21 protein-coding genes are annotated in these 23,224 nt (G+C 55.7%); 7 read left to right on the forward strand and 14 right to left on the reverse strand.

Annotation, left to right across the window (positions count from 1 at the left end):
- Nucleotides 1-5: 5 nt before the first annotated feature.
- The 4 genes from otnI to ltnD are packed head-to-tail and all read right to left on the reverse strand — an operon-like array spanning nt 6 to nt 3,736.
- A complete protein-coding gene (otnI, locus tag ACWI0H_RS19065; RefSeq protein ID WP_485874242.1) occupies nt 6-803 on the reverse strand; it encodes a 2-oxo-tetronate isomerase in 798 nt (265 codons plus the stop codon).
- Between the two features lie 40 nt (nt 804-843).
- Nucleotides 844-1,503: a 3-oxo-tetronate 4-phosphate decarboxylase gene (gene otnC, locus ACWI0H_RS19070; protein ID WP_101145496.1), complete on the reverse strand. Its 660-nt coding sequence runs from the start codon at nt 1,501-1,503 to the stop codon at nt 844-846.
- Entirely contained in the window at nt 1,500-2,798 is a 1,299-nt protein-coding gene (otnK, locus tag ACWI0H_RS19075; RefSeq protein ID WP_101145495.1) for a 3-oxo-tetronate kinase, read from the reverse strand. Before otnK ends, otnC begins: the two co-directional genes overlap by 4 nt.
- Before the next feature lie 5 nt (nt 2,799-2,803).
- The gene (gene ltnD / locus ACWI0H_RS19080) at nt 2,804-3,736 is read right to left on the reverse strand and encodes an L-threonate dehydrogenase (protein WP_485874243.1); all 933 of its coding nucleotides are present in this window, start codon (nt 3,734-3,736) and stop codon (nt 2,804-2,806) included.
- A 157-nt stretch (nt 3,737-3,893) separates the two neighbouring features.
- Here ltnD and ACWI0H_RS19085 point away from each other — a divergent pair, with 157 nt between their 5' ends.
- A complete protein-coding gene (locus tag ACWI0H_RS19085) occupies nt 3,894-4,973 on the forward strand; it encodes a LacI family DNA-binding transcriptional regulator (RefSeq protein ID WP_485874244.1) in 1,080 nt (359 codons plus the stop codon).
- A gap of 68 nt (nt 4,974-5,041) precedes the next feature.
- On the opposite strand, the gene ACWI0H_RS19090 is transcribed toward ACWI0H_RS19085, so the two are convergent.
- Nucleotides 5,042-5,935 carry a LysR family transcriptional regulator gene (locus tag ACWI0H_RS19090; RefSeq protein WP_485874245.1) on the reverse strand — a complete coding sequence of 298 codons (894 nt, stop codon included), beginning with the start codon at nt 5,933-5,935 and terminating at the stop codon, nt 5,042-5,044.
- A 183-nt stretch (nt 5,936-6,118) separates the two neighbouring features.
- On the opposite strand from ACWI0H_RS19090, the gene ACWI0H_RS19095 reads away from it, so the two are divergent.
- Nucleotides 6,119-6,448 carry a hypothetical protein gene (locus ACWI0H_RS19095; RefSeq protein ID WP_336273985.1) on the forward strand — a complete coding sequence of 110 codons (330 nt, stop codon included), beginning with the start codon at nt 6,119-6,121 and terminating at the stop codon, nt 6,446-6,448.
- A gap of 94 nt (nt 6,449-6,542) precedes the next feature.
- A complete protein-coding gene (locus ACWI0H_RS19100; RefSeq protein ID WP_485874246.1) occupies nt 6,543-7,034 on the forward strand; it encodes a YciE/YciF ferroxidase family protein in 492 nt (163 codons plus the stop codon).
- A gap of 145 nt (nt 7,035-7,179) precedes the next feature.
- Here the strand turns inward: ACWI0H_RS19100 and ACWI0H_RS19105 are convergent, their stop codons facing one another.
- The gene (locus ACWI0H_RS19105; protein WP_485874247.1) at nt 7,180-9,315 is read right to left on the reverse strand and encodes a PhoX family protein; all 2,136 of its coding nucleotides are present in this window, start codon (nt 9,313-9,315) and stop codon (nt 7,180-7,182) included.
- A gap of 198 nt (nt 9,316-9,513) precedes the next feature.
- Between ACWI0H_RS19105 and ACWI0H_RS19110 the strand changes: the two genes are divergently transcribed.
- On the forward strand, nt 9,514-9,888 hold the full coding sequence (locus ACWI0H_RS19110) for a YbaN family protein (protein ID WP_008959256.1): 375 nt from the start codon (nt 9,514-9,516) through the stop codon (nt 9,886-9,888).
- 7 nt (nt 9,889-9,895) lie between these two features.
- On the opposite strand, the gene ACWI0H_RS19115 is transcribed toward ACWI0H_RS19110, so the two are convergent.
- Together ACWI0H_RS19115 and ACWI0H_RS19120 are read right to left on the reverse strand one after the other, a co-directional pair.
- Entirely contained in the window at nt 9,896-10,402 is a 507-nt protein-coding gene (locus ACWI0H_RS19115; RefSeq protein ID WP_339883547.1) for an Lrp/AsnC family transcriptional regulator, read from the reverse strand.
- A 310-nt stretch (nt 10,403-10,712) separates the two neighbouring features.
- Nucleotides 10,713-11,893 (reverse strand): IS3 family transposase gene (locus ACWI0H_RS19120; RefSeq protein ID WP_485874248.1). Its coding sequence is split into 2 segments (ribosomal slippage): nt 10,713-11,626 and nt 11,626-11,893, totalling 1,182 coding nucleotides; the frame shifts between segments, so codons are not numbered across the junction.
- Nucleotides 11,894-11,954: 61 nt separating this feature from the next.
- On the opposite strand from ACWI0H_RS19120, the gene ACWI0H_RS19125 reads away from it, so the two are divergent.
- From ACWI0H_RS19125 to ACWI0H_RS19135, 3 genes are all read left to right on the forward strand, one after another.
- Nucleotides 11,955-12,911 carry a 1-aminocyclopropane-1-carboxylate deaminase gene (locus ACWI0H_RS19125; RefSeq protein ID WP_485874249.1) on the forward strand — a complete coding sequence of 319 codons (957 nt, stop codon included), beginning with the start codon at nt 11,955-11,957 and terminating at the stop codon, nt 12,909-12,911.
- 300 nt (nt 12,912-13,211) lie between these two features.
- Nucleotides 13,212-14,567, forward strand: a complete 1,356-nt coding sequence (mgtE, locus tag ACWI0H_RS19130; protein ID WP_485874250.1) for a magnesium transporter — start codon at nt 13,212-13,214, stop codon at nt 14,565-14,567.
- 134 nt (nt 14,568-14,701) lie between these two features.
- Nucleotides 14,702-15,442: a sulfite exporter TauE/SafE family protein gene (locus ACWI0H_RS19135; protein WP_485876272.1), complete on the forward strand. Its 741-nt coding sequence runs from the start codon at nt 14,702-14,704 to the stop codon at nt 15,440-15,442.
- On the opposite strand, the gene ACWI0H_RS19140 is transcribed toward ACWI0H_RS19135, so the two are convergent.
- From ACWI0H_RS19140 to ACWI0H_RS19165, 6 genes are all read right to left on the reverse strand, one after another.
- Nucleotides 15,435-16,151, reverse strand: a complete 717-nt coding sequence (locus ACWI0H_RS19140; RefSeq protein ID WP_485874251.1) for an HAD family hydrolase — start codon at nt 16,149-16,151, stop codon at nt 15,435-15,437. The two genes, ACWI0H_RS19135 and ACWI0H_RS19140, sit on opposite strands and share 8 nt — an antisense overlap.
- 89 nt (nt 16,152-16,240) lie before the next feature.
- Nucleotides 16,241-18,916 (reverse strand): bifunctional diguanylate cyclase/phosphodiesterase, encoded by a 2,676-nt coding sequence (locus tag ACWI0H_RS19145; RefSeq protein WP_485874252.1) that lies wholly within the window; start codon nt 18,914-18,916, stop codon nt 16,241-16,243.
- Between the two features lie 127 nt (nt 18,917-19,043).
- Nucleotides 19,044-20,348 carry a TRAP transporter large permease gene (locus ACWI0H_RS19150; protein ID WP_008957458.1) on the reverse strand — a complete coding sequence of 435 codons (1,305 nt, stop codon included), beginning with the start codon at nt 20,346-20,348 and terminating at the stop codon, nt 19,044-19,046.
- A 104-nt stretch (nt 20,349-20,452) separates the two neighbouring features.
- Nucleotides 20,453-21,016: a TRAP transporter small permease gene (locus ACWI0H_RS19155; RefSeq protein WP_485874253.1), complete on the reverse strand. Its 564-nt coding sequence runs from the start codon at nt 21,014-21,016 to the stop codon at nt 20,453-20,455.
- Between the two features lie 81 nt (nt 21,017-21,097).
- Nucleotides 21,098-22,081 carry a TRAP transporter substrate-binding protein gene (locus ACWI0H_RS19160; RefSeq protein WP_176304075.1) on the reverse strand — a complete coding sequence of 328 codons (984 nt, stop codon included), beginning with the start codon at nt 22,079-22,081 and terminating at the stop codon, nt 21,098-21,100.
- A 36-nt stretch (nt 22,082-22,117) separates the two neighbouring features.
- Complete coding sequence (locus ACWI0H_RS19165) at nt 22,118-23,101, reverse strand: LysR family transcriptional regulator (RefSeq protein WP_008957461.1); 984 nt, start codon at nt 23,099-23,101, stop codon at nt 22,118-22,120.
- Nucleotides 23,102-23,224: the final 123 nt, after the last annotated feature.

Genomic DNA, 23,224 nt, shown 5'->3' on the forward strand with positions numbered 1-23,224 from the left:
GGATATCAGTGAGTGGTTAACCCCCAAGCTTTGCCCCACCCTAGCCCCGCACGGGTTTCTGCCTTGGGGCGATACTCACAGCCGATCCAGCCGGAGTAGCCCAGCGCACTCAATCGCTCAAAAATGGCGGGGTAGTGCACTTCTCCAACATTCGGCTCGTGGCGCTCGGGCACACCTGCCACTTGGATATGGCCGATGGCGCTGAACTGGCGTTCAAGGTGGCGAATCAAATCGCCATCCATGATCTGGCAGTGGTAGAGATCAAACTGTAACTTGAGATTTTCCGCCCCCACTTCTTCCAGCACTGCCATGGCTTGCGCTTGGCGAGACAGGAAAAATCCCGGCATATCGCGGGTATTGATGGGTTCGATGAGTACCTCTCGACCGACTTTTGCCGCCTCACCCGCCGCAAAACGCAAATTGCGAACATAGGTCGCCTGATGCTCAGCTTTCGTCGCAGCATCGGCACCTTCAGGTAACAGGCCAGCCATGGCATGCACTCGGGGGCAGTTGAGCGCCTCGGCATAACGCAGTGCCTCTACCACCGAGTCACGAAATTCCCCTTCTCGGCCAGGCAGGCTCGCCAGCCCCCGTTCCCCGCCATCCCAATCTCCCGGCGGCAAGTTGAACAGCACCTGTTCCAGCTGCGTTTCCTGCAGCGCATGGCGCAACTCTTCCGGGGAAAACGCATAAGGAAATAGATATTCGACACCTTTAAAGCCCGCGTCCGCAGCGGCCCCAAAGCGATCGATAAAGGCGTGCTCGTTAAACAGCATGCTGAGGTTGGCGGCTAATCGAATCATCGTGGTGCTCTTGTTGTTAAGTACGCTATTAAATTTGTAGTTAATCCCGTGGAAAGCGCGCTTCTAACTCGGCTACCTGCTCGGGCGTTAACCCCCGAGGGTTCTCGCCTCGCAACAGTAGATAGAGCTTGGCGGTCTCTTCCAGCTCTTCGGTGGCGTACACCGCCGCCTCAAGATTTTTCCCCGCTACCACCGGGCCGTGGTTGGCCAACAGTACCGCGCTATGCTTGCCCGCTAAGCCCCGCACTGCATCGCCCAGTTTTGGGTCGCCGGGCATGTGGTAAGGCACCAGCGGTAGCTTGCCCACCCGCATCACGTAATAGGCGGTCAGCGGCGGAATGCAGTCGCAGGGATCGACTTCCGGCAAGCAGGAGACCGCCACCGAATGGGTAGAGTGCAGATGTACGATAGCGCCGGACTGCGGGCGCTCTTCGTACATCGCCATATGTAGAAACTGCTCTTTGGTGGGCTTATCGCCACTCAACAGTTGGCCGTTGTTATCCAAATGGGAAATGCGCGCCGGGTCTAACCTTCCCAAACAGGCGTTGGTCGGTGTCATCAGCCAGCCGCCATCGTCCAGCCGTACGCTGATATTGCCGCTGGAGCCCATGGTCAGGCCGCGGTCAAACAACGATTTGCCCAGGGTACTGATCTGCTCCCGCAAGCTGTTCTGGGGATGGCGATGCAAGTGGATGCTCATGCCAGCACCTCAAACGCCCGGGTAAAGAAATCGACGCCGCCGAAGTTACCGGACTTCAGCGCCAACGACAGCGGCGCATCGCGACCGGCTAGCGGGGCTTGGGTCCAGGGCACGCCGGGGTCGATCTGCTCGCCGATGCGCAGAGTGGTAATGCCCAGCGCCGAGACTACCGCACCGGAGGTTTCGCCCCCGGCGACTAGTAACCGGCCTACGCCTTCGTTCACCAGCGTGACTGCCAGTTGGCTCAGCGCCTCTTCCACCAGCGCGCCCGCACGTTCTACCCCTAGGGCTTGCTGGGCATCATTCACCTTGTCAGGATCAGCCGAGGCGTAAAGCAGTACCGGCGCCTGTTCAGATAAGCGCTGTCGCGCAAACGCCAACGCATGCGTTTGCTGTTGTTCGTCTTTCGCCAGCGCCAAGGGATCCAGGGCAAAACCGCCATTAGGATGCTTGACCAGAAAATCCGCAACCTGGGCCAGCGTGGCGCGGGAACAGCTGCCGGAGAGCACCAACGCCCCGCCCGAGGCAGGCGATAAACGCCCCGGTTCAGTGATGGTGGCTAACCAGCCCTGGGCACGGTACTGGGCAGGCAATGCCTGCCCCAGGCCAGAACCGCCGGTGACCAAGGGCATTAACACTGTCGCTTCGGCCAGTACGTCCAGATCCTGCTCATCCAGGGAATCACAGATCACATGGCGAACGCCTTGTGCTTCCAGCGCAGATAAATGGGCACGGGTTGACGTTGATCCTTGGGCAAGCACTGCGCGGTTGGCCAACCCCACCGGGTGCGGCGTTTGGCGGGCAAGCACGCGCACTAAGTCCGCATCCTGCATAGGGTTCAATGGGTGGTGCTGCATGCCGCTGTCGTTGAGCAAGCGATCACCCACAAACAGATGGCCTTGGTAAACCGTACGCCCATTGATTGGAAAGGCGGGCACCATCACCGTTTGGTGCCCGCCCAGAGCTTCCAATAGCGCATCCGCCACCGGGCCGATATTGCCCTGGTCGGTGGAGTCAAAGGTGGAGCAGTACTTAAAAAACAGCTGGCGGGCACCCTGCTTTTGCAGCCAATCTAACGCAGCGAGCGAATCATTCACCGCCTCATCCACCGGGCTGGAGCGGGATTTAAGCGCCACGACTACCGCATCGATATCAGCGAGGTCGATCTCTTCTTGCGGCACGCCAATCACCTGCAGGCAGCGCATGCCGCCGCGCACCAGGTTATTAGCAAGGTCGGTGGCCCCGGTGAAGTCGTCGGCAATAGCGCCTAATACGATGTTCGATCCCATACCCATTTTTATCAGGCTCCCTGGGCATCGTTGGCGGCTTCCGGCAAGGCGATGCCGGAGAGCCGCTGATAAACCTTGATCACCGCTGAATCATCTTCACGGCCAAAGCCTGCACCGCTGGCAGCGGTAAACTGCTGCAGTGCACTGGACGCCACCGGCGTTGCCAAAGCCAGCTCGCGGCCGGTTTGATGCACGATATTGAGATCTTTAACGAAGATATCCACAGCGGAAAGCGGCGTGTAGTCACCACTCAGAATGTGCGGCACGCGGTTCTCGAACATCCAAGAATTGCCCGCTGAGTGGGTGATGACGTCATAAATCACCTCTGGGTCGAGCCCCATACGAATCCCCAGCGCCATAGCTTCGGCGGCGGTGGCAATATGTACGCCAGCCAGCAACTGGTTGACCAGCTTCATACTGGAGCCCACCCCGGGGGCATCGCCAAGGCGATAGACCTTGGCGGCCATGGCATCAAGCACTCCCTGCGAATACGTGAAGGCTTCTGGTGCGCCGGAGGCCATGACCGATAGCTCACCGCTTTTGGCTTTCGCCGCGCCGCCGCTAATCGGCGCATCCAGCATCATTAAGCCCTGTGCCGACAAGCGCTCACCCAGTTGCTTGGCTTGACTGGGGGCCACCGTGGCACACTGCATAATCAGACTGCCCGGTGCCAATTGGCTGGCCACGCCCTGCTCTCCGAACAACACCTGCTCAACCTGAAGGCCGTTAACGACAACCACCAACACAATATGGCAGTGAGCAAGCTCGGCAGGTGTTGCAACACTTTTGCCCCCTGCCGCCACGAAGGCATCGCGAGCGTCTACAGAAATATCGCAGCCCGTGACGTTAAACCCGTGTTGGAGCAATACGGTAGCAGTGCCCATGCCCATGGCACCCAGGCCAATAACGCCTACTTGAAGTGATTGTTGATTGTGTTGACTCACCTGCCGACACCTCGCTTTGTTGAAAGTGTTGTTGTTTTTGTTGCTATCGTCGCGGTGTTATTAAAAGCGTCATGGTAGCGCTGTCATGATAGCGCTACCATTTGTTTTAGATTATTCTCTGCGTAACGACAAGCTGAACATTAGGGCCCTGCGACCAATGTCTAAAGACTCACCTAACGCTGACTCGCGCGCCAAAAATGTGACAACGCCTGCCCTGCCTAACAACGCTAGGCAGCGACGAAGCTCAGACCAAGTCACGCTCAGCCAAGTGGCACAAGCGGCTGGGGTATCGCCGATCACAGCATCGCGGGCACTGAACTATCCCGATAAAGTTAGCGATAGCGCAAGGCGAAGCGTTCTTCAGGCCGTGGAGAACTTGGGGTACGTACCCAACTTGGTTGCCGGTAGTCTGGCCTCATCCCGATCACGGCTGATTGCCGTGATCGTGCCATCACTGATCAATAGCGTGTTTGTGGAAGTCATCAAGGGGCTGCAGGAGACACTGGAAGCCGAGGGCTATCAGATACTGCTGGGTAACACCGACTACGATCTAGACCGTGAGTATCAGTTGGTGCGCACGTTTTTAGGCTGGTCATGTTCGGCGCTGGTCACGGCAGGGCTGCGCCATAACTCGGCGTGCCATACGTTGCTGGCGAACTGGGATCACCCCATCATGGAAGTCATGGAACTGGGGCAGGGCATGGATCTTAACGTCGGGCTGGATCACGTGGCCGCCGGCCGCTGTATGGCTACCCATCTTATCGACAAAGGCTACCGCCATATAGTTTATGTGGGCGCACGCTTGGCTCAGGACTACCGCGCCAGCATGCGTTTTGATGGACATAAAGCGGTGCTAATGGAGAAAGGGATAGACGCCCCACTACTGGAACTAGACACTCTGGGCAGCCTGCAAGCGGGCGCGGAAGGGCTGGCCCAAGTGCTCGCGCAATACCCTCATACCCAGGCCATTCACTTTGCCAACGACGACCTAGCGGCAGGCGCCCTGCTGGCTGCTCAACGTCAGGGTCTAAACGTGCCAGTGGATATCGCCATTGCCGGGTTTAACGGCCTGCCGCTTGGACAGCACGTGACGCCTCAGCTCACGACAATTCTCTCACCTAGAGAAGAGATGGGCCGCCTCGCCGCCAAGGAGCTTATCCGGCGACTAGGCGGCAAAAACGTCTACCGCCGCCAGCACGATGTGGGCTTTACGCTTCAAATCGGCGGCAGTACTTAGGCGCAAGCACGATAGACAGCGCTGGAGCCAGACAGATGTTCATATATCGATGTAATTAAAATATGGACTCACCCCTCCCGAAAAGCCTCCACCACCCGCTCGGCCAACACTTCGCTGGCATCGCCACTGCCAGGCCGTTTAACCAGCGCTACCTGATAATCACCCAATGGGGGTAGCGATTCGTTAGTGAGACGTTTGAGCGGGGGGCGAATCAAGCTTTTCGGAAACGGTGAAATGGCCAAGTCTGCCAACATAGCGGCTTCCTGCCCGGCACAGTGGTCGCAGGAGTAGGCAATGCGGTAATTCACCCCGGCGCTATCCAGCGCATGGAGTGCAATTCTACGCCATGCACACCCCTGTTGAGCCAGTGTCACCGGTAGCGGCGTGCGCTGTACGGCAACACCATCTTCACGGCCCGCCCATACCAGCGGCTCGCTATGCACGATCTCGCCACGCGTCGCCTGCCCTGGTTCCCCCGCCATCACCAGGGCCAGGTCAAGTTCCGCCTCATCCAATCTAGCAAGCAGCTCTATGCTGCGGCCAACAACGACATCGACCTGCACGGCCGGATGTGAGCGCGCAAACTGGGCCAGTACGGAGGGCAGTACACGCCCAACAACGTCGTCGGTAATGCCAAGCCCTACACGTCCTTCCAGTGTCGGCGCCAGGAATTGTGTCACCGCCTCTGCATTGAGTTTCAGCAGCCGTCGACCATAGCCAAGCAGCACTTCCCCCTCTGCCGTCAAGCGCACGTGGCGCGCTTCGCGTACAAATAGCGTCTGTCCCAGTATCTCTTCCAGGCGTTTGATCTGCATGCTCAGTGCGGAAGGGGTCCGAAACAGCTGCTGGGCAGCGCGAGTGAAGCTGCCACTTTCCGCAATCGTTACAAAGCTGCGCAGCACTTCACTATCCAGTAGCGGCAAGGCAGTCCGGCTGCTCACCACATTCGTTAGCTGATTCATCACGCCACCTTTCAGAAAAACTTAAGGCACAGTGTAGTTCTTTTCGTTTGATTGATCCAAGGCTGTGCACCAAGCTAATTATCAGAGGTCGCGACCCTCCTTCTTATTAACGATAAATGACACCCACTTCAGCAGGCGTGCAGGCGCTGTGGCTTAGGAGCAGGTGTACGATGGAGGTGTGTAATGAATCACGACAACCCTACCCGACATGCTCAGTATGCTTGGCAGCAAGCCAGCCAACTAACTCCGCCACCTAAACCGCCCCGGCTGGAGTTTTATATGCCAGCGATGCCGTCGCTGACCTTGATTCACAGGCTTGAAATGCGTTGGTGGCGCTACAGGCGTCGGCAGCTTTTTCGCCGCCATGTAGTGCCTCTATTGGCCTACGATGACCACGTACTACAGGATATTGGTCATTGCCGTGAAAATATTCACTGGGCCAATCAGTTGCCCCTGAGCGTCGATGCTGTGCAAGCGTTAGAGGAAAAAGCCAACATTGGCATTAAAACTTAACTTATATATATTTATCGCCCCTACATTCCTTGCTAGCTTTAAACCGTCGCATGGATTTGCGACGGTTTATCTTTTTATCAGCATGGAGCAAATCATGATTATTAAAAACGCTAATGAGCTTTTCGTTCGGCTACTTTCTGAAACAAATAGCGCAGAAAAGCAAATGACTCGCGTGCTGCCCAAAATGGCGCGTGCCGCGGATGACCCCAAGCTGGTCGATGCTTTTAAACATCACCTTGATGAAACCCAAGGACAGGTAGAAAGACTAGAGCAAGTCGCTGATAGCGTGCCTGATATCCGTATCAAACGGCTGAAGTGTTACGCCATGGAGAGCTTGATAGAGGAAGCGCAGGAACTGATTGAAGCGACCGAAAAAGGCGCTGTACGTGATGCTGGCCTGATTGGTGCTGCACAAAAAGTAGAACACTATGAAATCGCCACCTATGGCACGCTGTGTTCTCTTGCAGAACAGTTAGGTTATACCGAAGCTAAAAACATCCTGGCCGAAACGCTGAAGGAAGAAAAATCCGCGGATGATAAGTTGAATATGTTAGCGAAAGAGAACGTTAACAAGAAAGCTGGTTAACTTTTTATAAAATGCTTTTATAAAGTGTTTTTATAGGGTGGGCTTAATTAATCAAGCCCACCCTTTCCCGCTCGTTTTAGCAATTGGCACTATTGGATAAGCGCTAGTGCTATCACTACGTTATGCATTAGCAACTTAATAGCTTTTACACTCCCACCGGGCCGCCGTCACGCTTCTGTATCACCACGGTCGCTGCGCGGGGGCGCACTTGACCACTGGCGGCAACCGTAGCGTCTTGCACCAGCGCGCTAGCATCGGCTGGCCAATTGCCCGGATGCTGAATGTTGATAAACAGCGCGGTTTTATCAGGTGTGGCAAAGATGCCGGTCACTTCGCAGCCGTTCGGCCCCACCGCAAAACGTTTGAGCTGCTGCTGGTTGCTACTGTTAATGACGGGTCCGGTGCCTTGAATATCATCGAGACCGTTAGGCACGACCGCAAGCAACTGGTCGTTGGTGTACTCGGTGATACCTTCATAGCCGTTATCCGTCTGGATCCAGAGAATACCCTGCCCATCGCCGCGCTCGTCGAACCATAGCCCGTCGGGACTGGCAAACTGGTTCATTTCCGTCAGGCCCGAGTGGTTATCCGCATCATCGGTCGCCGCACCAAACACAAACACTTCCCAGGCAAAGGCGTTCGGCAGACGACTTTCACGCCAACGGATGATGTGTCCCGCCTCATTATTGGCACGTGGATTGGCGGCGTTGGTCGGTGCCAGATCGTAACCGACGCCATTCTGCTCAAGCCGCTCGCCGTCGTTGGTGTACGTCGGCGAGGAGTCCTCAGCGGTGCGCTGGCTATTATTGGTTAGCGTGAGATAGACATCGCCTGAGGCAGGATCGACAGATGCCCACTCAGGACGATCCATCGGCGTGGCGCCCAGCAAATCCGCCGCGTCACAGGTATTGATGATAATGCCTGCTTGATCATCGCTGGCAAGCCCCAGCGCCGCTGCCAATGTGCGGCCATCACGCGTTTGAGCACTGGGTGTTAGCGGCAGCCATTCACCGCTGCCATCAGCATGAAAACGGGCCACGAACAGCGTGCCGTTGTCCAGGTATTTGCTGCCGATGACAAGACGGTCATACGCTTCACCGGGGCGATTGGCATCGGCGGGATCCCAGGCAGCGTCGGAGACGTATTTATACACATACTCGTTGCGGGCATCGTGCCCCGAGTAGTACACCACCGGCTGACCGGCTTCCAGCTTGCCTAACCAGCATCCTTCATGGCGGAAACGCCCAAGCGCTGTCCGCTTGACGGCCCGCACTCCGCTATAGGGGTCAATCTCCACCTGATAGCCGAAGGTGCGTGCCTCGTTGCGATAATCATCCTCCGCCCGTTCGCCACGCGGGGTGATATCAAAGCGGGCGAACTCACCATTCTCCTCGGAGGCATCGCCTGCGGATGTGTCCCAACCATAGCGGCTTTTGTCCGTTGGGATGCCGATGCGGGCGTCGTCCTGAAAGCGTTCGCCACGATTGACGAAGATATCGGGCCAGTTCTCTTCACAGGCAATATAGGTTCCCCAGGGGGTTAACCCATTACCGCAATTATTGTTCGTGCCGCGGGTTTGCATGCCTGTCGGAGAGAACTGTGTCTTGACGTAGTCACTGCCAGCCACGGGCCCGGAAAGCTCCATCACCGTTGCGCTGGTGAAGCGGCGGTTATAGCGCGACCCCGGCACATGCGACCATTGGCCATTGGCGTCTTTTTCGACTTCGACAAGCGTGACACCGTGAGCGTTGATCTCGGTGCGCGACTCATCTGCTGGCCGCTGGCCCTCTTCGGCATTGGTGGGGCCGCCCTGAGGTGCCCATAGTGCGGCTTGGTCGATATATTCGTTATTGAGCGCCAGCACGAAACGACGCGAGGCGTTGTCGGCGTCCAAGGCAAAACCGGCCATGCCATCATGGTGCATGCCGACACTTTCCGCCTGCCGCTCAGGTGTCATGGTTTGGTCGGCCTGCCACGCATCGCCTGTGCTCAATGGCGTGCCCCAAGGCACCAACACCTGGGCCACATAGCCTTCCGGCACCACAATCGCGTCGGTAAGGGATCCGCGTACCGCTTCAAAGGCGAGCGTCAGGGGTGTTTTCTGCGCACCACTGGAAGCCAACGCCTGTGCAGCGCCACCAAAACTGAGCATCAAGGCAGCAGCGACTCCCAAGCCGCCGCGCATCACATCACGTCGGGATACGTGCCGCGCTAATACCTCAGCAAAAGGCTGATTGCTACTGCGGTTAAACAGGCGATGATCTTCGATCTCTTTACTCATGGTGGTCTCCCCCTGATCGTTTGTATGCCAACGATTGAACGTTAGGAGACACTAAACAAGCTAAATGACAGGACGATGACGGAGTGTCTGCATTTATATGAAGACTAACCACCTGCATGGCGAAGCCGTGATATAAGACCATACTTATTAACACATAATGCAATGCATTGAGTAACAGCGAGCCAATCGGGAGCAAGGATGAGACTGATCAGCATCATATGGGTGGCGTTGGCGGCTATTAGTTTCAGCCTGGGGCTGGTGGGTATTTTTTTACCGCTAATGCCCACCACTATTTTTATGCTGATCGCAGTTTACTGTGCCTCCAAAGGCTCACCGCGCTTTGAAGTCTGGATCCGCTCCCGCCACTATGTCGGGCCATTGCTGATCACCTGGGAGCAAGAGCGCGCCATTCCCCGGCGTGCCAAGCTCGCAGCCGTCAGCATGATCGCGTTGAGTGCATTGATCGTGGTCTGGTCACTCGACCAGGGCTGGCTGCGCTGGGGTGTGGTCGCTTTCCTTATAATGATCGCTCTGTGGTTAGCTACCCGTCCTGAGCCCTCTTCTTCGCCTTAACACATCACTAAATCGGCACCTGATGGGTCGAGACTACCTCCCGCAGCCCCATAAATGAGCGGATCTGGCGCACTCCAGGCAGATAGAGCAACTGTTCAGCATGCAGCCTGTTGAAGCTTTGGCTGTCCCGCGTGCGTACCAACATGAAATAGTCAAACTCCCCGGTGACCACGTGGCACTCCATACAGCCTGACACCTTCTGGGCCGCCTCCTCAAAGGCGGCGAAGGATTCCGGCGTCGAGCGATCCAACACCACGCCAATCAATACCACCATGCCTGCTTGGAGCTGTTCCGGGTCCAGATGCGCCACGATCCGACTGATCACCCCATCCCGCTTAAGCCTTTCCACTCGGCGCAGGCAGGCCGCAGGGCTTAGGTTAACGCGCTCGGCCAAGGCCACATTGGAAAGCGTGGCGTCGTTCTGAAGCAGCTTGAGGATACGCTTATCGATACGATCCAGGTCACCCGCTGGCTGGTCGGCATCTGAGCGCGAAAGTGATCGCTTTGCACACACTAACAGTGTCCTTATTGTCTGTTTAGCAAAATTTAAAACTGATTATATTTATTTATATCACTTTTTATTGCCTATAAAACAGATAATTTGCAACACAAATAATAACGTCACCGCTTACTATAAAACGGTGCTAAATATAAAAATTTGCGAGCACGCCAAGGTTTCACATCTACCCTCGCTAGGCAGTTTTTATGCCGCTCTTTCTCGCTTAGAAGTAGGAGATTTTATATGAATCTTGATCGTTTCCCACGTTATCCGCTTACCTTTGGGCCTTCTCCCATTACCCCCCTCAAGCGGCTAAGTGTAGTGGTCAAGTAAAACTGGCCACCGCTTTATAGTTAACCCAGTACTTTTCCTCTGCCTGGTTCGGACTCATACCACCGTTATGCTGGTGAGGCCTAAGCTGGCTGTAATACCCGATTAAATAGTTCACGATATGATGCTGCCCCTGCCAGAATGAGCGATAGCCATACGTTGGCACCCATTCAACCTTTAAGCTCCTGAAGAAACGCTCCATTGGCGCATTATCCCAGCAATTACCACGTCGGCTTAGGCTTTGTTTTACTTGGCATTTCCAGAGTGTCTGACGGAACTTACGGCTCGTATAATGACTGCCCTGGTCGCTGTGGAACATAACCCCTTTTGGCCGCCCACGGCTCTCATAAGCCATTTTCAATGCGCTGCTGGTGAGTTCGCTATCGGGCGACAACGACATCGACCAGCCAATCGTTTTCCTAGCAAATAAGTCCATGACAACGGCTAGATAAGCCCAGCGTTTGCCAGTCCAGATATATGTGACGTCGCCACACCAAACGCGGTTGGGCGCCACAACGTTAAACTGACGCGCTAAGTGGTTCGGTACCTCAACGTGTTCATCACCTGTTTTCTTATAGGTGTGCCCAGGCACTTGGCAGCTAATTAGGCCAAGCTTTTCCATCAGGCGGCCAGCGCGATAGCGACTTAACGGCACATCCTCCCTTGTCGCCATCTCTGCGATGCTGCGCGCCCCTGCAGAGCCTTCGCTCTCGCGAAATAGCTCTCTGACCTTGGCTATTTCCTTAGTCTTCGTGGCACACACAGGTCTTTTTGAACGTTGTCTCCAGTATTTAAAGCTGCTGCGATGCACGCCAAACACGTCACACAGTTTTTTTACCGGGTAGCTCGTCTTGAGTTTCTCGATTAGCGAGAAGTGTTCAGGGAGTCCGACATCAAGAGAGCGGTAGCCTTTTTTAGGATGTCTTTTTCCATCTCAATGTCACGGATGCGCTTTTCAAGCTCGCGAATCCTGAGCTGATCGGGTGTCATGGGCGTTGCTTTAGGGCTTTGGCCATCACGCTCTTGGCGTAACTGACGAACCCATTTATCCATGCTCGAATACCCCACATTCATTGCTTCTGCCGCTTCACGAACCGTGTAGTTTTGATCAGCGACTAGCTGTGCTGCTTCGAGCCGGAATTCAGGGCTAAAGTTACGTTTTGGTCTTGTTGCCATGCTGCCACCTAGTGATGTCTTGGTGCATATTAGCACCTCTAATTAGGTGGCCAAATTCACTATGCCACTACAAAGCGAACATTTAGGCGGTGAAGTAGAGCTATACGCTAAGCGCGAAGACTGCAACAGCGGCTTAGCCTTTGGCGGCAACAAAACGCGCAAGTTGGAATACTTGATTCCTGAGGCACTGGAACAGGGTTGCGACACACTGGTTTCCATTGGCGGAATCCAGTCGAACCAGACCCGCCAGGTCGCTGCCGTCGCCGCTCACCTGGGCATGCAATGCGTGCTGGTGCAGGAGAACTGGGTCAACTACTCCGATGCGGTGTATGACCGCGTGGGCAATATCGAGATGTCGCGCATCATGGGCGCCGATGTTCGATTGGATGATGCTGGCTTCGATATCGGGATCCGCCCCAGCTGGGAGCAGGCGATGGAGGATGTGCGCAAGCGGGGTGGTAAGCCCTTCCCGATTCCCGCAGGCTGCTCCGAGCATCCTTACGGCGGCTTAGGTTTTGTGGGCTTTGCCGAAGAGGTGCGTCAACAGGAGAAAGAGCTGGGCTTCAAGTTCGACTATATCGTCGTGTGCTCAGTGACCGGCAGTACCCAGGCAGGGATGGTGGTCGGCTTCGCCGCCGATGGCCGCGCCCAGCGAGTGATTGGCATTGACGCCTCTGCCAAACCCGAACAAACCCGCGAACAAATCCTGCGTATCGCCCGCCATACGGCTGAGCTGGTAGAGCTGGAAGGCGGCATCGCCGATGACGACGTGATTCTGGATACCCGCTACGGCGGCCCCGAATACGGCCTGCCCAACGAAGGCACGCTGGAAGCCATTCGCCTGTGCGCCCGTCTGGAAGGCGTACTCACCGACCCCGTTTACGAAGGCAAATCGATGCACGGCATGATCGACATGGTGCGTAACGGTGAATTCTCAGCAGGCTCCAAAGTCCTTTATGCCCACTTGGGCGGTGTGCCTGCGCTTAATGCTTACAGTTTCCTGTTTAGGAATGGATAGGATCTGACCAGTTCTATCCCCCCTTCACTGCCCGCCTGGCGCGAGACCTGAAGTCTCGACCAGGCGGTATTCCAGCTTCTGAAGCCTGTCACTACTCTCTGCTATCTTTGTCACTGCCATCCTCGTCCCTACCTTCCTCGCCCTTGTCGCATATCAGAACTCAACGCCTCCCGACGCAGAAAATGCCGTGCAAAAAAGCCGGGATGGCTTTCAACCAAGCCTGCCGATAAGATCCATGGTGAGCCATCACGAGCTTTCAAGTGGTTGTGTTAAAAATGAGTGTTTATAAGGATGGACTCTATGCGCGATGAGGAAAAATATACCAATACCGAGGAGCAACTGCTGTATCTGCAAAAGTTGTTAGACGAAGAAGATACCGCTGCCCTCAACGAGCTATTTAAAGAGCTCGATATATTAGCGATTGCGCGCACGCTTGAGTCGTTCCCCGCTAAAACCCGTGATTTACTTTGGGATTACATCCCAGATGATGTGCTGGGTGAAGTCCTAGCAGAAGTCGATGAGGGTATTCGCGCTGACTATATTGAGGATCTTTCTGCCAGCGATGTTGAACAGATCGTCAGAGGCCTGGATGCCCAGGAAGTCGCCGAGGTTCTCGATGTCGCCGACGAAGAGATCAAAACCACCGTCTATGCCAGCTTGGACCAGGAGATACGCGCCCAGGTTGAGAATCTTCATGCCTATGAAGATGATGTGGTGGGTCGATACATGGACCCCGAGACGGTCAATGTAAAACAAGGCGTGTCATTAGAGGCCGTACAGCGCTATATCCGGATTCATCACCTGCTCGATGATGAATCACAGCAAATCATGATTACAGACAAGGATAAACGCCTACTCGGCACCCTGAGCCTGATTGATTTAATCAAACAGCCACAAGAAGCCGTGGTTGATGATTTTATGGACGATCTTTTCACCCTAAATGATCAAATGAAAGTGAGTGACGCCGCTGCATTATTGCGCTCTAAAGAACTCCACTTTGTGCCAGTGTGCGATAGCGATGGGTTATTGGTCGGCCAGCTAAACGCTGCCGACGTATTAGAAATCACCCAAGACGATGCTGACATGACGTTGAAACACATGTCAGGCGTTAGCGATGAAGAAGAAGTGTTTACCCCCATTGCGCGCAGCGCGAAAAGTCGCGGTATTTGGCTGGGTATTAATCTGCTGACCGCCTTTTTGGCGGCCTTTGTGATTGGGCAGTTTGAAGCCGTACTGGATCAAATCGTCGCGCTCGCCATTCTCATGCCCGTGGTCGCCAGCATGGGCGGGATTGCAGGTAGCCAAACCTTAACGGTGGTCATACGCGGCTTGGCGCTCGGGCAGCTTGCCGGTAACAATAAACGCTGGCTGTATAATAAAGAACTATGGGTGGGGATGAGTAATGGCCTGGTATGGGCCCTGGTGGTCGGCGGCATTTCCTACCTGTGGTTTAGCGACCCGCTGATTACGCTCGTCATCACGCTAGCGATTTTTATCAATATGAGCCTTGCCAACCTATCCGGCGTCCTCATTCCCCTGGTGTTGAAACGGCTACAGATTGACCCTGCCCTCTCCGGCGCGGTAATTCTCACCACCGTCACGGATGTGGTGGGCTTTCTATCGTTCTTGGGGCTCGCGACGCTGATTATTTTGTGATCAAAGCCATTTAATGGTGCAAGCGGCGTCGCCACTCACTTCGCACGCTAACATTTATCTAATACTATGCTGATGAACCCCGCTAATGCGGGGCTTTTTTTGTGGTTCACTTTTTTGAATATCCAGAGGCGTTCATGCTCCCCGACTATACCGTGATTGCTTGGCTGTTAATCGTATTTTCCGTTTACCTAACCGGCGTATCAAAAGGCGGTTTTGCGGGTGGTTTCGGCACGCTCTCGGTGCCGTTGATGGCGCTGGCGATTAGCCCGACCCAAGCAGCCGGATTACTGTTGCCGCTATTGCTGGTGATGGATGTGTTTGCCGTAAAAGCGTGGTGGGGTAAACACGATAGCGCGGAAGTGTGGCGCTTTGTGCCAGGGTTATTCATTGGCGTCACGGTGGGAACAGTGCTGTTTGGCAGTTTGAGTGAACAAGGCGTGCGCCTGGCATTAGGGATTTTATCCGTCGTGTTTGCCGCTTATATGCTGCTAAAACCTGTCGCTAAAAAGCCGATTTCCAGCCGTTGGGCACTGCCTGCGGCAAGCGTTTGCGGGTTTACCAGTTTTATTGCCCATGCGGGTGCACCGCCAATGAACATGTACCTAATGCCACGCAAGCTCACCAAAGAGACCTTTATCGCCACCTGCACAGTGACCTACGCAGTCGTGAACTCCATCAAACTGGGGCCTTATGTGTGGTTAGGCGAAGTCAATATGACTAGCGCCTGGGCATCGCTACTGTTAGTGCCCGTCGCCTGGATCGGTGTGCGCAATGGCCTTTGGCTGCAGAGCCGCGTCAATGAAAAGCTGTTTTATCGACTAGTGATTTTAGCGATGTTTTTAGTTGGTTTTAATTTGATTTATCAGGCTATTTAGCGGATGCGCGGGAAAGACGGCTTAGTTGCTGGTTTTTCGCCCGCCAGTCTAAGCGCCGCCACCCTTCAACGCTAGCCACCTCTGCCAGCACCGGATCCGGGTTGACCGCCACCGGGTAATCCACATATTGCAGTAACGGCAGGTCGTTGCGGGAATCGGAGTAAAACGTGGTGTGGCTGGGGGTGATCTGCTGCTCGACCAGCCACTGCTTCAGGCGCAGCACTTTGCCGCCGCGATAGGAAAAAATACCTTCACTACCACCGGTATATCGCGCGTCTTCATTGATGCCATGTTCGATGCTCAGCTCTACCGCCAGCACGTGCTCGATCCCCAAAGTAGCCGCAATGGGCTGAACCAGATGCCGCGCAGATGCAGAAATCAGCAACAGGGTATCGCCCGCCTGGCGATGCGCTTCCAGGCAGGCCCAGGCCTGAGTGAAGATACGCGGCTGAAGGTGTGTGGCGACAAACCGCTCGACCTCTTTTTGCACATCCGTTACCCGGCGCCCGCGCAGTGGCGCCAGGGTCATGGCTAGATACTCTTCGAGCTTTAGCTTGCCCGCATGATAAGCCCGCTGCATCTGCTCGGCACGCGCCATGAAGGTCTCGGCATCGCTGACCCACCCTTGGTCTATCATCCATAAATTCCAGCGGTCGCTGCAGTCTCCATCTAGGAGGGTGTCATCAAGATCAAACAGGGCCAGGCGCATGGGAGCACTCCTTTCATCGCAGGTTGGCGGCGCGTAGGGTATGCCAAAGGTGATGACAGGACGATGACGCTGGCGGTGATATTGCGTGGTTACTTGTTCAACCACGCTGCAGCAAACTCATTGGCTGGCAACGGTCGACCGAACCAGTAGCCCTGGGCTTCATTACAGCCCATGTCGGCCAGCAGGCGGGCCTGCGCTCGGGTCTCTACGCCTTCTGCCACCGTTTTCATCTCTAGCGCTTTCGCCATGGCAATGATGGTCTGCACAATGGTGCGGTCGTGATGGTTATCGAGCATCTCGCGCACAAAAGAGATATCGATCTTCAGTGCGTCGGCGGCGAAACGCCTCAGGTATGAGAGTGAGGAGTAGCCTGTGCCAAAGTCGTCAATAGAGAGTGCGTAACCCGCCTTACGCATGGTGTGAGTAATTTCTACCGCTTGATCAGGATCGCGCATAAAGTCGCTTTCGGTAAGCTCCAGAGAAATGGCATTCGGTGGTACGCCAGCCATTAGCTGCGCAATATGCTGAGTTAACTCGGGGTCAGCAAACTGCTGGGCAGAAATATTGATCGACAGCCTACCCGGCAGTGCCTGCTTGTTTTGCGTACCCCATGCCATTAGTTGCCTAGCCGACTCCTCCAACACCCAGTCTCCCAAGAGGCGTATCAATCCGCGCTCTTCGGCCAGCGGAATAAACTCACCGGGACTCACCCACCCCCACTCCGCGTCATGCCAGCGGCAGAGAGCCTCAGCGCCTGTCAGCTGCCCGCTGGCAAGGTCCACCTGGGGCTGAAAATAGAGTTCCAGTTTGTTTTCGCTGATAGCCACGCTGAGCCGCTCGGTCATCCGCTGGCGGCGCTGTAGCGCGTGATGCATTGCTTGGGTATAGGGGCAGGTACTGTTGTCGCGGCGTTTGGCGTGGTGAAGCGCAATACTGGTGGCATTGAACAGCTCACTCGCTTGCTTCACATCGTGGGGATAACGGGCATAACCGATGCTGACATCAAGGTTAAACACACGGCGCTCCAGCTGCAGCGGCTGAGTCACAGCTGAGCGCAACTGCTCGACGAGATCATTTATGTTTCTGATATCAGCGTCGGCCACCAGCATGGCAAACTCATCGCCAGATAAACGCGCCAATGGGCCATAGGCGTGGCTGATCTTCTGCAAGCGGTCCGCGACTGACACCAGTAGTTGATCACCTACTTGGTGGCCGTGCAGGTCATTCACCTCCTTAAAGCGACGAATATCCAGTAGCAGCAGCGAAAGCCCCTGCCCAGTATGATGGGCCTCTTGCCACATCTGCGCTAACAGCTCCATGAAGCGGGTACGGTTAGGTAACCCGGTAGTGCTGTCCGTGTAGGCCAACTGGTGCATATGGCGGTGGTCCCGGCGGCGTTCAAGCTCTGCCGCGGCGCCAGTAGAAAGGATTTGCAACACCGAGGTGGCGAACGCATTAGTCGTCAGCGGTTGGCGGTAAAACACCATCATCACGCCAATGGCTTCGCCGTTGGCGTTATCTAAGCGGCGACCAATCCACGCCCTGACCGGTAGCTGCGTGCCCGCTAATAGCAGCGGCGGGCCGTCATGCATCACCGCTTCACGCTCCAGCACCACCTGCTCGCTAGGCGACCCGCGCAGTGCGAAAGCGTGCTGCTCACGCTGTTCGCCACTGACCACCATACTGACCGTGGTTGCCTGGCCATAGACTTCTTCCTCGCCCTGAGGGGAGGTATGCAGTAATGCAATGAAGCCTGCGTCGGCTTCCAGCACCTCGACCAGCGTGGCAATCAGCTGCTGAAAATAACCGTCACCCACCCGCGTAGTGACCGTCGAAGCAACCTGAAGCACGGCGTTTTGTACCCGTTGCGACTCTTGCTGATCGGTCACATCCGAGATAAAGCCTTCCAGGCAAACGATCTCACCGTCAGGACCCATGACCGCCTGGCCCTGCTCCCACATCCAGCGACTCTCCCCGTCGCGATGCTTCAACCGATACACCACCCGGTAAGGCCGCTTGTTGGCAACGGCCAACTGCACCTCTTCGAAGAGTTTTTCCTGATCATCGGGATGAATCAACGCGGCGAAGCTGGTCACCCGGTTACCTTGCAACTCATCCGGACGGTACCCGGTCAGTGCCTCGGCCCCTTGGCTTACCACCTGCATGGTCCAGTCACGGTCATTGAAGCAACGGTAGGCCATGCCAGGCAGGTGATTCAGCAGCGTATCCAGGCGTCGCTCACTCTCCCGTGCGACTTCTTCGCTTGCTCTTAATGCCTGCTCTGCCTTTTGGCGACCTAGCTCCGCGCCGGCCTGAGCGGCGGCAATTTGCAAAATTTCATTGGCTAGCTCATCCAACTGCATAGGGGAGTTCTTAAGCACCGCCAGCAGGCCAATCAGCGCGCCATCGGCAGCGTAGAGGGGGCGCCCCATATAACTCTCGGCGCCGAGCTTGCAGAGCAGCTTATCGTCTGGAAAGAGCAATTGAACATCACACGCATACAGGCAGGAACCGCGCCCTAGCGCAGTTTCGCAAGGGGTGCCGGACAGCGAGTAGGTGATATTGCCAAGCAGACCGCCATTGGACCAGACCGCTAACGTCTTAGCCTGATGCAACTGGGTTACATCGGCCATCAATACATGATCAACGCCCAGTAAGGCTGCCAAGCGCTCTACCAGCGTGGCGTAAAAGTGAGAGCTCCCACTGTGACCCATGCCTTCGGCCAACTGTCGAAATATCTCTGTAGCGTCATTCCTCGTGCGCATGGGTGGAGCCACCTATTCCCGCTTTTTCTGTAGCTTAGCGCGAAGCGAAGCGACAAAGAAGCACCCAATCAACATCCAGGCCTGCATGACAGCCGCCTGGATGATTGACCGTGGACGATAGTGAGCGTTAACGGGTCATGGCCTCGGGCAGGTAGAGCGCGATACCGGGAAAGAGATGCATTAAGGCAATCGCCAACAGCATCAGCAGGAAGAACGGCAGCGTGGCCTTGGTAATGGTCAGAATATCCTTACCCGTCAGCCCCTGAATCACGAACAGATTGAAGCCAACCGGCGGCGTAATCTGCGACATTTCGACGACGATCACCAGATAGATGCCAAACCAGATCAGGTCAAACCCGGCGGCGCTCACCAGCGGCATAATAATCGCGGTAACCAGCAGAATCAGCGAAATACCATCAAGAAAGCAGCCCATGATAAGCAGCAGCAAGGTGAGTGCGATCAACAGCATGGTGGGTGAAAGCCCCATTTCACCAATCGCCTGAGCGAGCTTCATCGGCACCTGGGTGAAGCCCATGGCCGAAGTCAGGAAAGACGCCCCCGCAATAATGAAGGCAATCATGCAGGCGGTACGCACAGCGGCAAACAGCGAGCTCTTGAATATCTCGCGGTCAAAGTGACCATTGAAGCGGGCAATCACGATCGACAGCACCACACCGACCGCTGCTGCCTCCGTGGGTGAGGCCAAGCCACCATAGATCGAGAAGATGATGCCGCCGATCAGCAGCAGAATGGGCACCAGTGACCAGGTGTTGCGCAGTTTTTCCCCAAAACTCATGCCTGACTCATCTTCACCGGTCAGGCCTTCGCGGTTACCTTTCAATAGCGCCCACAAAATGAGATAGCTCATGAACATCGCCAGGATCATCAAGCCTGGGCCAATACCCGCCATAAACAGCCTGGAGATCGACTGCTCGGTGACCACGCCGTAGACGATCAGCACGATGGAAGGCGGAATCAACAGCCCCAAGGTCGAGGCACTGGCCAGCGTACCAATCGCCATGTTGCTATCGTAGCCCCGCCGCTCAAGCTCCGGCAGGGTCATCTTGCCTACTGTGGCACAGGTGGCAGCCGAAGAACCGCACACTGCGGCAAACATACCACTGCCGATGATATTGGTATGCAGCAAACGTCCCGGCAGGCGGTTTAACCAGGGCGACAGGCCGCGGAACATATTATCGGCGAGCCCCGACCGAAAGAGGATTTCACCCATCCAGATAAACATGGGCAGCGCCGTGAGGTCCCAGCCGTAACTCGCTCCCCAGAAATCGGAGGCCAGAATAGAAGCCGGTGAAAAGGAGCTAAAGAACTCGAGCGCTATCCAGGCAGTACCGATCAACGCAAAGGCGATCCACACCCCGCTCCCCAGTAACAGTACAAGCGTAAAAATGGTGGCGAGACTTAGTAGCAGCACGAGGATCTCTCCGATTTAAGGGACAGAAGCGCCTGGAGTAACAGCGTCGTTATAAGAGAGTTAGCTAAACGCGGGCATCTTAGAAACAATAGTAAGGTCTTCATTTAGTAACCCTCGCTATCATCGGGGGCCGTCGCTTCACGAAAACTCGAAGGGTCGCGAATGGCAATACGCACCGCCATGAACAGGGCTTCAGCCAGCGCCAAGCACAGCAGCCCTACACTGGTCGCGAGTACCAGCTGGGGAATCCACAGTGGGATCGACACAAATCCCGAGGAGACATCGTTGTACTGGATGCTCTCCTGCGCCAGCCCCACCAGGCCATAACTGAGCATCAGGCTGATCGCCAAGGCGATGATGAGACCAAACACTTCAAACCACACACGAATGGCCGGGGGCAAACGGGTAATCAACAGCGTCACGCGAATATGGGCGTGATGCACAAAGGTGTAGGCCAAGCCCAAAAAGGTCGCGCCGACTAATAAGTAAGACGCAATTTCTGAAACGCCGGTAATACTCAGGCCTAGCCGGCTCAAACCTACCAGCACCAGCAGGGCATCTACCAAGCGGAAGGTTACCTGGAGCGCGATCAGCGCACAGATAGCCACCATGCACGCCGCCGCACCCCAAGCACCGAGGCGATAGAGTTTGTCGAATTTAAACGTCATGTTCGCAGCCTCGTGAAGCGCGCGGGAAAGGCAGGGACGGAGACGTTATCCCGCCCCTGCAAGAAACATTGAAGCCGGTGATTAACTGTCGCGTTGCTCGCGGTAGTTTTCCAGCGCCTGTTTGGCTTCATCGTCGGCACGTGACTGCCAATCTTCAAACAGCTCATCACCAGCGGCTTGCAGCGCCTCGGAAATAGCATCGTTCGGCTCAGAAACCGAAATACCGTTCTCTTCTAAGGCATCCAGGCTTGCCTGGTTATCTTCGCGGCTCATCTCCCAACCACGTTTTTCAGCCTCAGCGGCGGCTTCCATCAGGGCTTCCTGGGTCGCTTCATCCAGGCCATCGAAACTGCGCTGGCTGATGAAGACAATGTTCTTGGGCAACCACAGGTTAGCGTCGGTGTAGTCGGTGACATAGTCCCAAGCCGCCATAGAGTTCCCAGTGGAGCTCGAGGTAATCATGGCGTCCACACGGCCAGTGCTGAAGGCGGTCGGGATATCAGACTCTTCGGTTTCAGTGGGGCTACCGCCCAGGTTGTCGACGAAGCGCTGGGTATTGATGTTGGGTGCGCGCACGCGCAGACCTTCAAACTGTGCAGGATCGGTAAGCGGCTCTGATGTGTAGATCCCTTGTGCAGGCCAGGCGACCGCGTAGAGCGGAATCAACCCTTCATAGGCGAAGAGTTCGGTGATCATGGGCTTGGTGGCTTCCCACAACGCATAAGCATCATCGTAGCTGCCTGCAACCCCCGGCAGTGTGTCCACTTCGAAAATGGGATCATCATTGGAAAGTACAGACAGGAAGACTTCGCCCGCATCGATAGTGCCGCGACGCACAGACGGTTTGATCTCTCCGTGTGCCACAAGAGAGCCACCGCTATGCACGGTAATGGTTAATTCGCCGTCCGTCGCCTCGGCGACATCTTCAGCAAACTGCTTGGTGTTTTGGGTGTGGAAGCTGGCATCACCGTACGGAGTGGCCATGGTCCACTCAGCCGCGTGAGCCGTCACCGTCAGACCGCAGGCTGTTGCCAGTAGCAGGGTAGAAGTTAATGTCTTGCGCATGGTGAGAACCCTCTTGTTTCTATTAATAGTATGGAGCTAATGGTGTGTTGCATTGGTAGTACCAGAGGAGGCGCTGCTGGGTACCCAGCGCCCAGAGAAAAGTGTTGTTGTCATATCGGCACGGCGCGCCTGGGCATAGCGGCAGGCGCACTCCTGTGCCAGCCGAGCAACGCCCCGGCAAAAGCGTGGGTGGTTAGCGTTGCGCCATATCACATCATAGTGCATGGCGGGTAACGGCACCGGCAGTGACAAGCGGTGGAGCTCTCCTCGCTGCCACTCTTCCAGCACGGTGGCCACCGGCAGCGCGCCGATCCCTAACCCCTCCGTGGTCATGCGTACAATCGTCATCAGCGTACTGACGCTATGAATACGTGGGCTGGCTACGCCCTGCTCGGCCAGATAATTCACCAGTTCCGTATAGGGGCGCGCCAGCTTGCCAAATGAAATGAACGGTAATTGCCTGCCCCAGATATTGGCACTTTCGCTGAGCAAATGGGCGTGCCGGGGTGAGACAAACATGCCCATTTCATACGGACTCAACGACTCATAATCGATCTGCTTCTGCGGCGAATAACCATTCATCGCCAGTACAATATCCAGTTCGTTGCCCAGTAGCCGTTCGTTGAGCACTGGCGAGTAATCCACAGTCAGTTCGATAGTCAGCCGTGGATAGCGCTCGGTAAGCCTGCGCATAAACTCGGGAAACCAGCTATGGGCGATAGTTTCAATCGTGCCGAGCCGCAATGGCGCAGAAAACGCCTCTTCGTCATCGAAAAGCTTCATCGCCTCGTCACGCTGGTGCAGCATCCGCTCGGCATGCACAAAAAATTCGCGGCCACGCATGGTGGGCTGAATGGGCCGGGCGGCACGCTCCAACAGTAGCTCACCCACCGTGGTTTCAAGACGCGAAATACGCTCGGAAACAGAGGGCTGAGTAAGGTGCAAACGGGTCGCCGCCTTACGGAAGGAGCCCAGCCTCACCGCCCATACAAACGCCTCAAGTTCCTTAAAATCGAGCATAGTGACACGCCTACGAATGACTTTTGAGAGTGACTAAGCGCCGTCTTGCTGGCACGCAGCGCTGATTGCTTTGTGCTGATGCTCGTGAACACAAGATCACTATGCAACTTCGAGACCATCTTC

It is taken from the genome of Halomonas sp. NYA30 (genome assembly GCF_976980765.1).

Coding starts and splice junctions, on each gene's coding strand:
- ACWI0H_RS19165 (WP_008957461.1), bottom strand. CDS start 23,101: ATGCTCGATTTTAAGGAACTTGAGGCGTTTGTATGGGCGGTGAGGCTG.
- ACWI0H_RS19105 (WP_485874247.1), bottom strand. CDS start 9,315: ATGAGTAAAGAGATCGAAGATCATCGCCTGTTTAACCGCAGTAGCAAT.
- ACWI0H_RS19100 (WP_485874246.1), top strand. CDS start 6,543: ATGATTATTAAAAACGCTAATGAGCTTTTCGTTCGGCTACTTTCTGAA.
- otnK (WP_101145495.1), bottom strand. CDS start 2,798: ATGGGTATGGGATCGAACATCGTATTAGGCGCTATTGCCGACGACTTC.
- ACWI0H_RS19095 (WP_336273985.1), top strand. CDS start 6,119: ATGAATCACGACAACCCTACCCGACATGCTCAGTATGCTTGGCAGCAA.
- otnI (WP_485874242.1), bottom strand. CDS start 803: ATGATTCGATTAGCCGCCAACCTCAGCATGCTGTTTAACGAGCACGCC.
- otnC (WP_101145496.1), bottom strand. CDS start 1,503: ATGAGCATCCACTTGCATCGCCATCCCCAGAACAGCTTGCGGGAGCAG.
- ACWI0H_RS19125 (WP_485874249.1), top strand. CDS start 11,955: ATGCCACTACAAAGCGAACATTTAGGCGGTGAAGTAGAGCTATACGCT.
- ACWI0H_RS19140 (WP_485874251.1), bottom strand. CDS start 16,151: ATGCGCCTGGCCCTGTTTGATCTTGATGACACCCTCCTAGATGGAGAC.
- ACWI0H_RS19155 (WP_485874253.1), bottom strand. CDS start 21,016: ATGACGTTTAAATTCGACAAACTCTATCGCCTCGGTGCTTGGGGTGCG.
- ACWI0H_RS19160 (WP_176304075.1), bottom strand. CDS start 22,081: ATGCGCAAGACATTAACTTCTACCCTGCTACTGGCAACAGCCTGCGGT.
- ACWI0H_RS19090 (WP_485874245.1), bottom strand. CDS start 5,935: ATGAATCAGCTAACGAATGTGGTGAGCAGCCGGACTGCCTTGCCGCTA.
- mgtE (WP_485874250.1), top strand. CDS start 13,212: ATGCGCGATGAGGAAAAATATACCAATACCGAGGAGCAACTGCTGTAT.
- ACWI0H_RS19110 (WP_008959256.1), top strand. CDS start 9,514: ATGAGACTGATCAGCATCATATGGGTGGCGTTGGCGGCTATTAGTTTC.
- ACWI0H_RS19135 (WP_485876272.1), top strand. CDS start 14,702: ATGCTCCCCGACTATACCGTGATTGCTTGGCTGTTAATCGTATTTTCC.
- ACWI0H_RS19085 (WP_485874244.1), top strand. CDS start 3,894: ATGTCTAAAGACTCACCTAACGCTGACTCGCGCGCCAAAAATGTGACA.
- ACWI0H_RS19145 (WP_485874252.1), bottom strand. CDS start 18,916: ATGCGCACGAGGAATGACGCTACAGAGATATTTCGACAGTTGGCCGAA.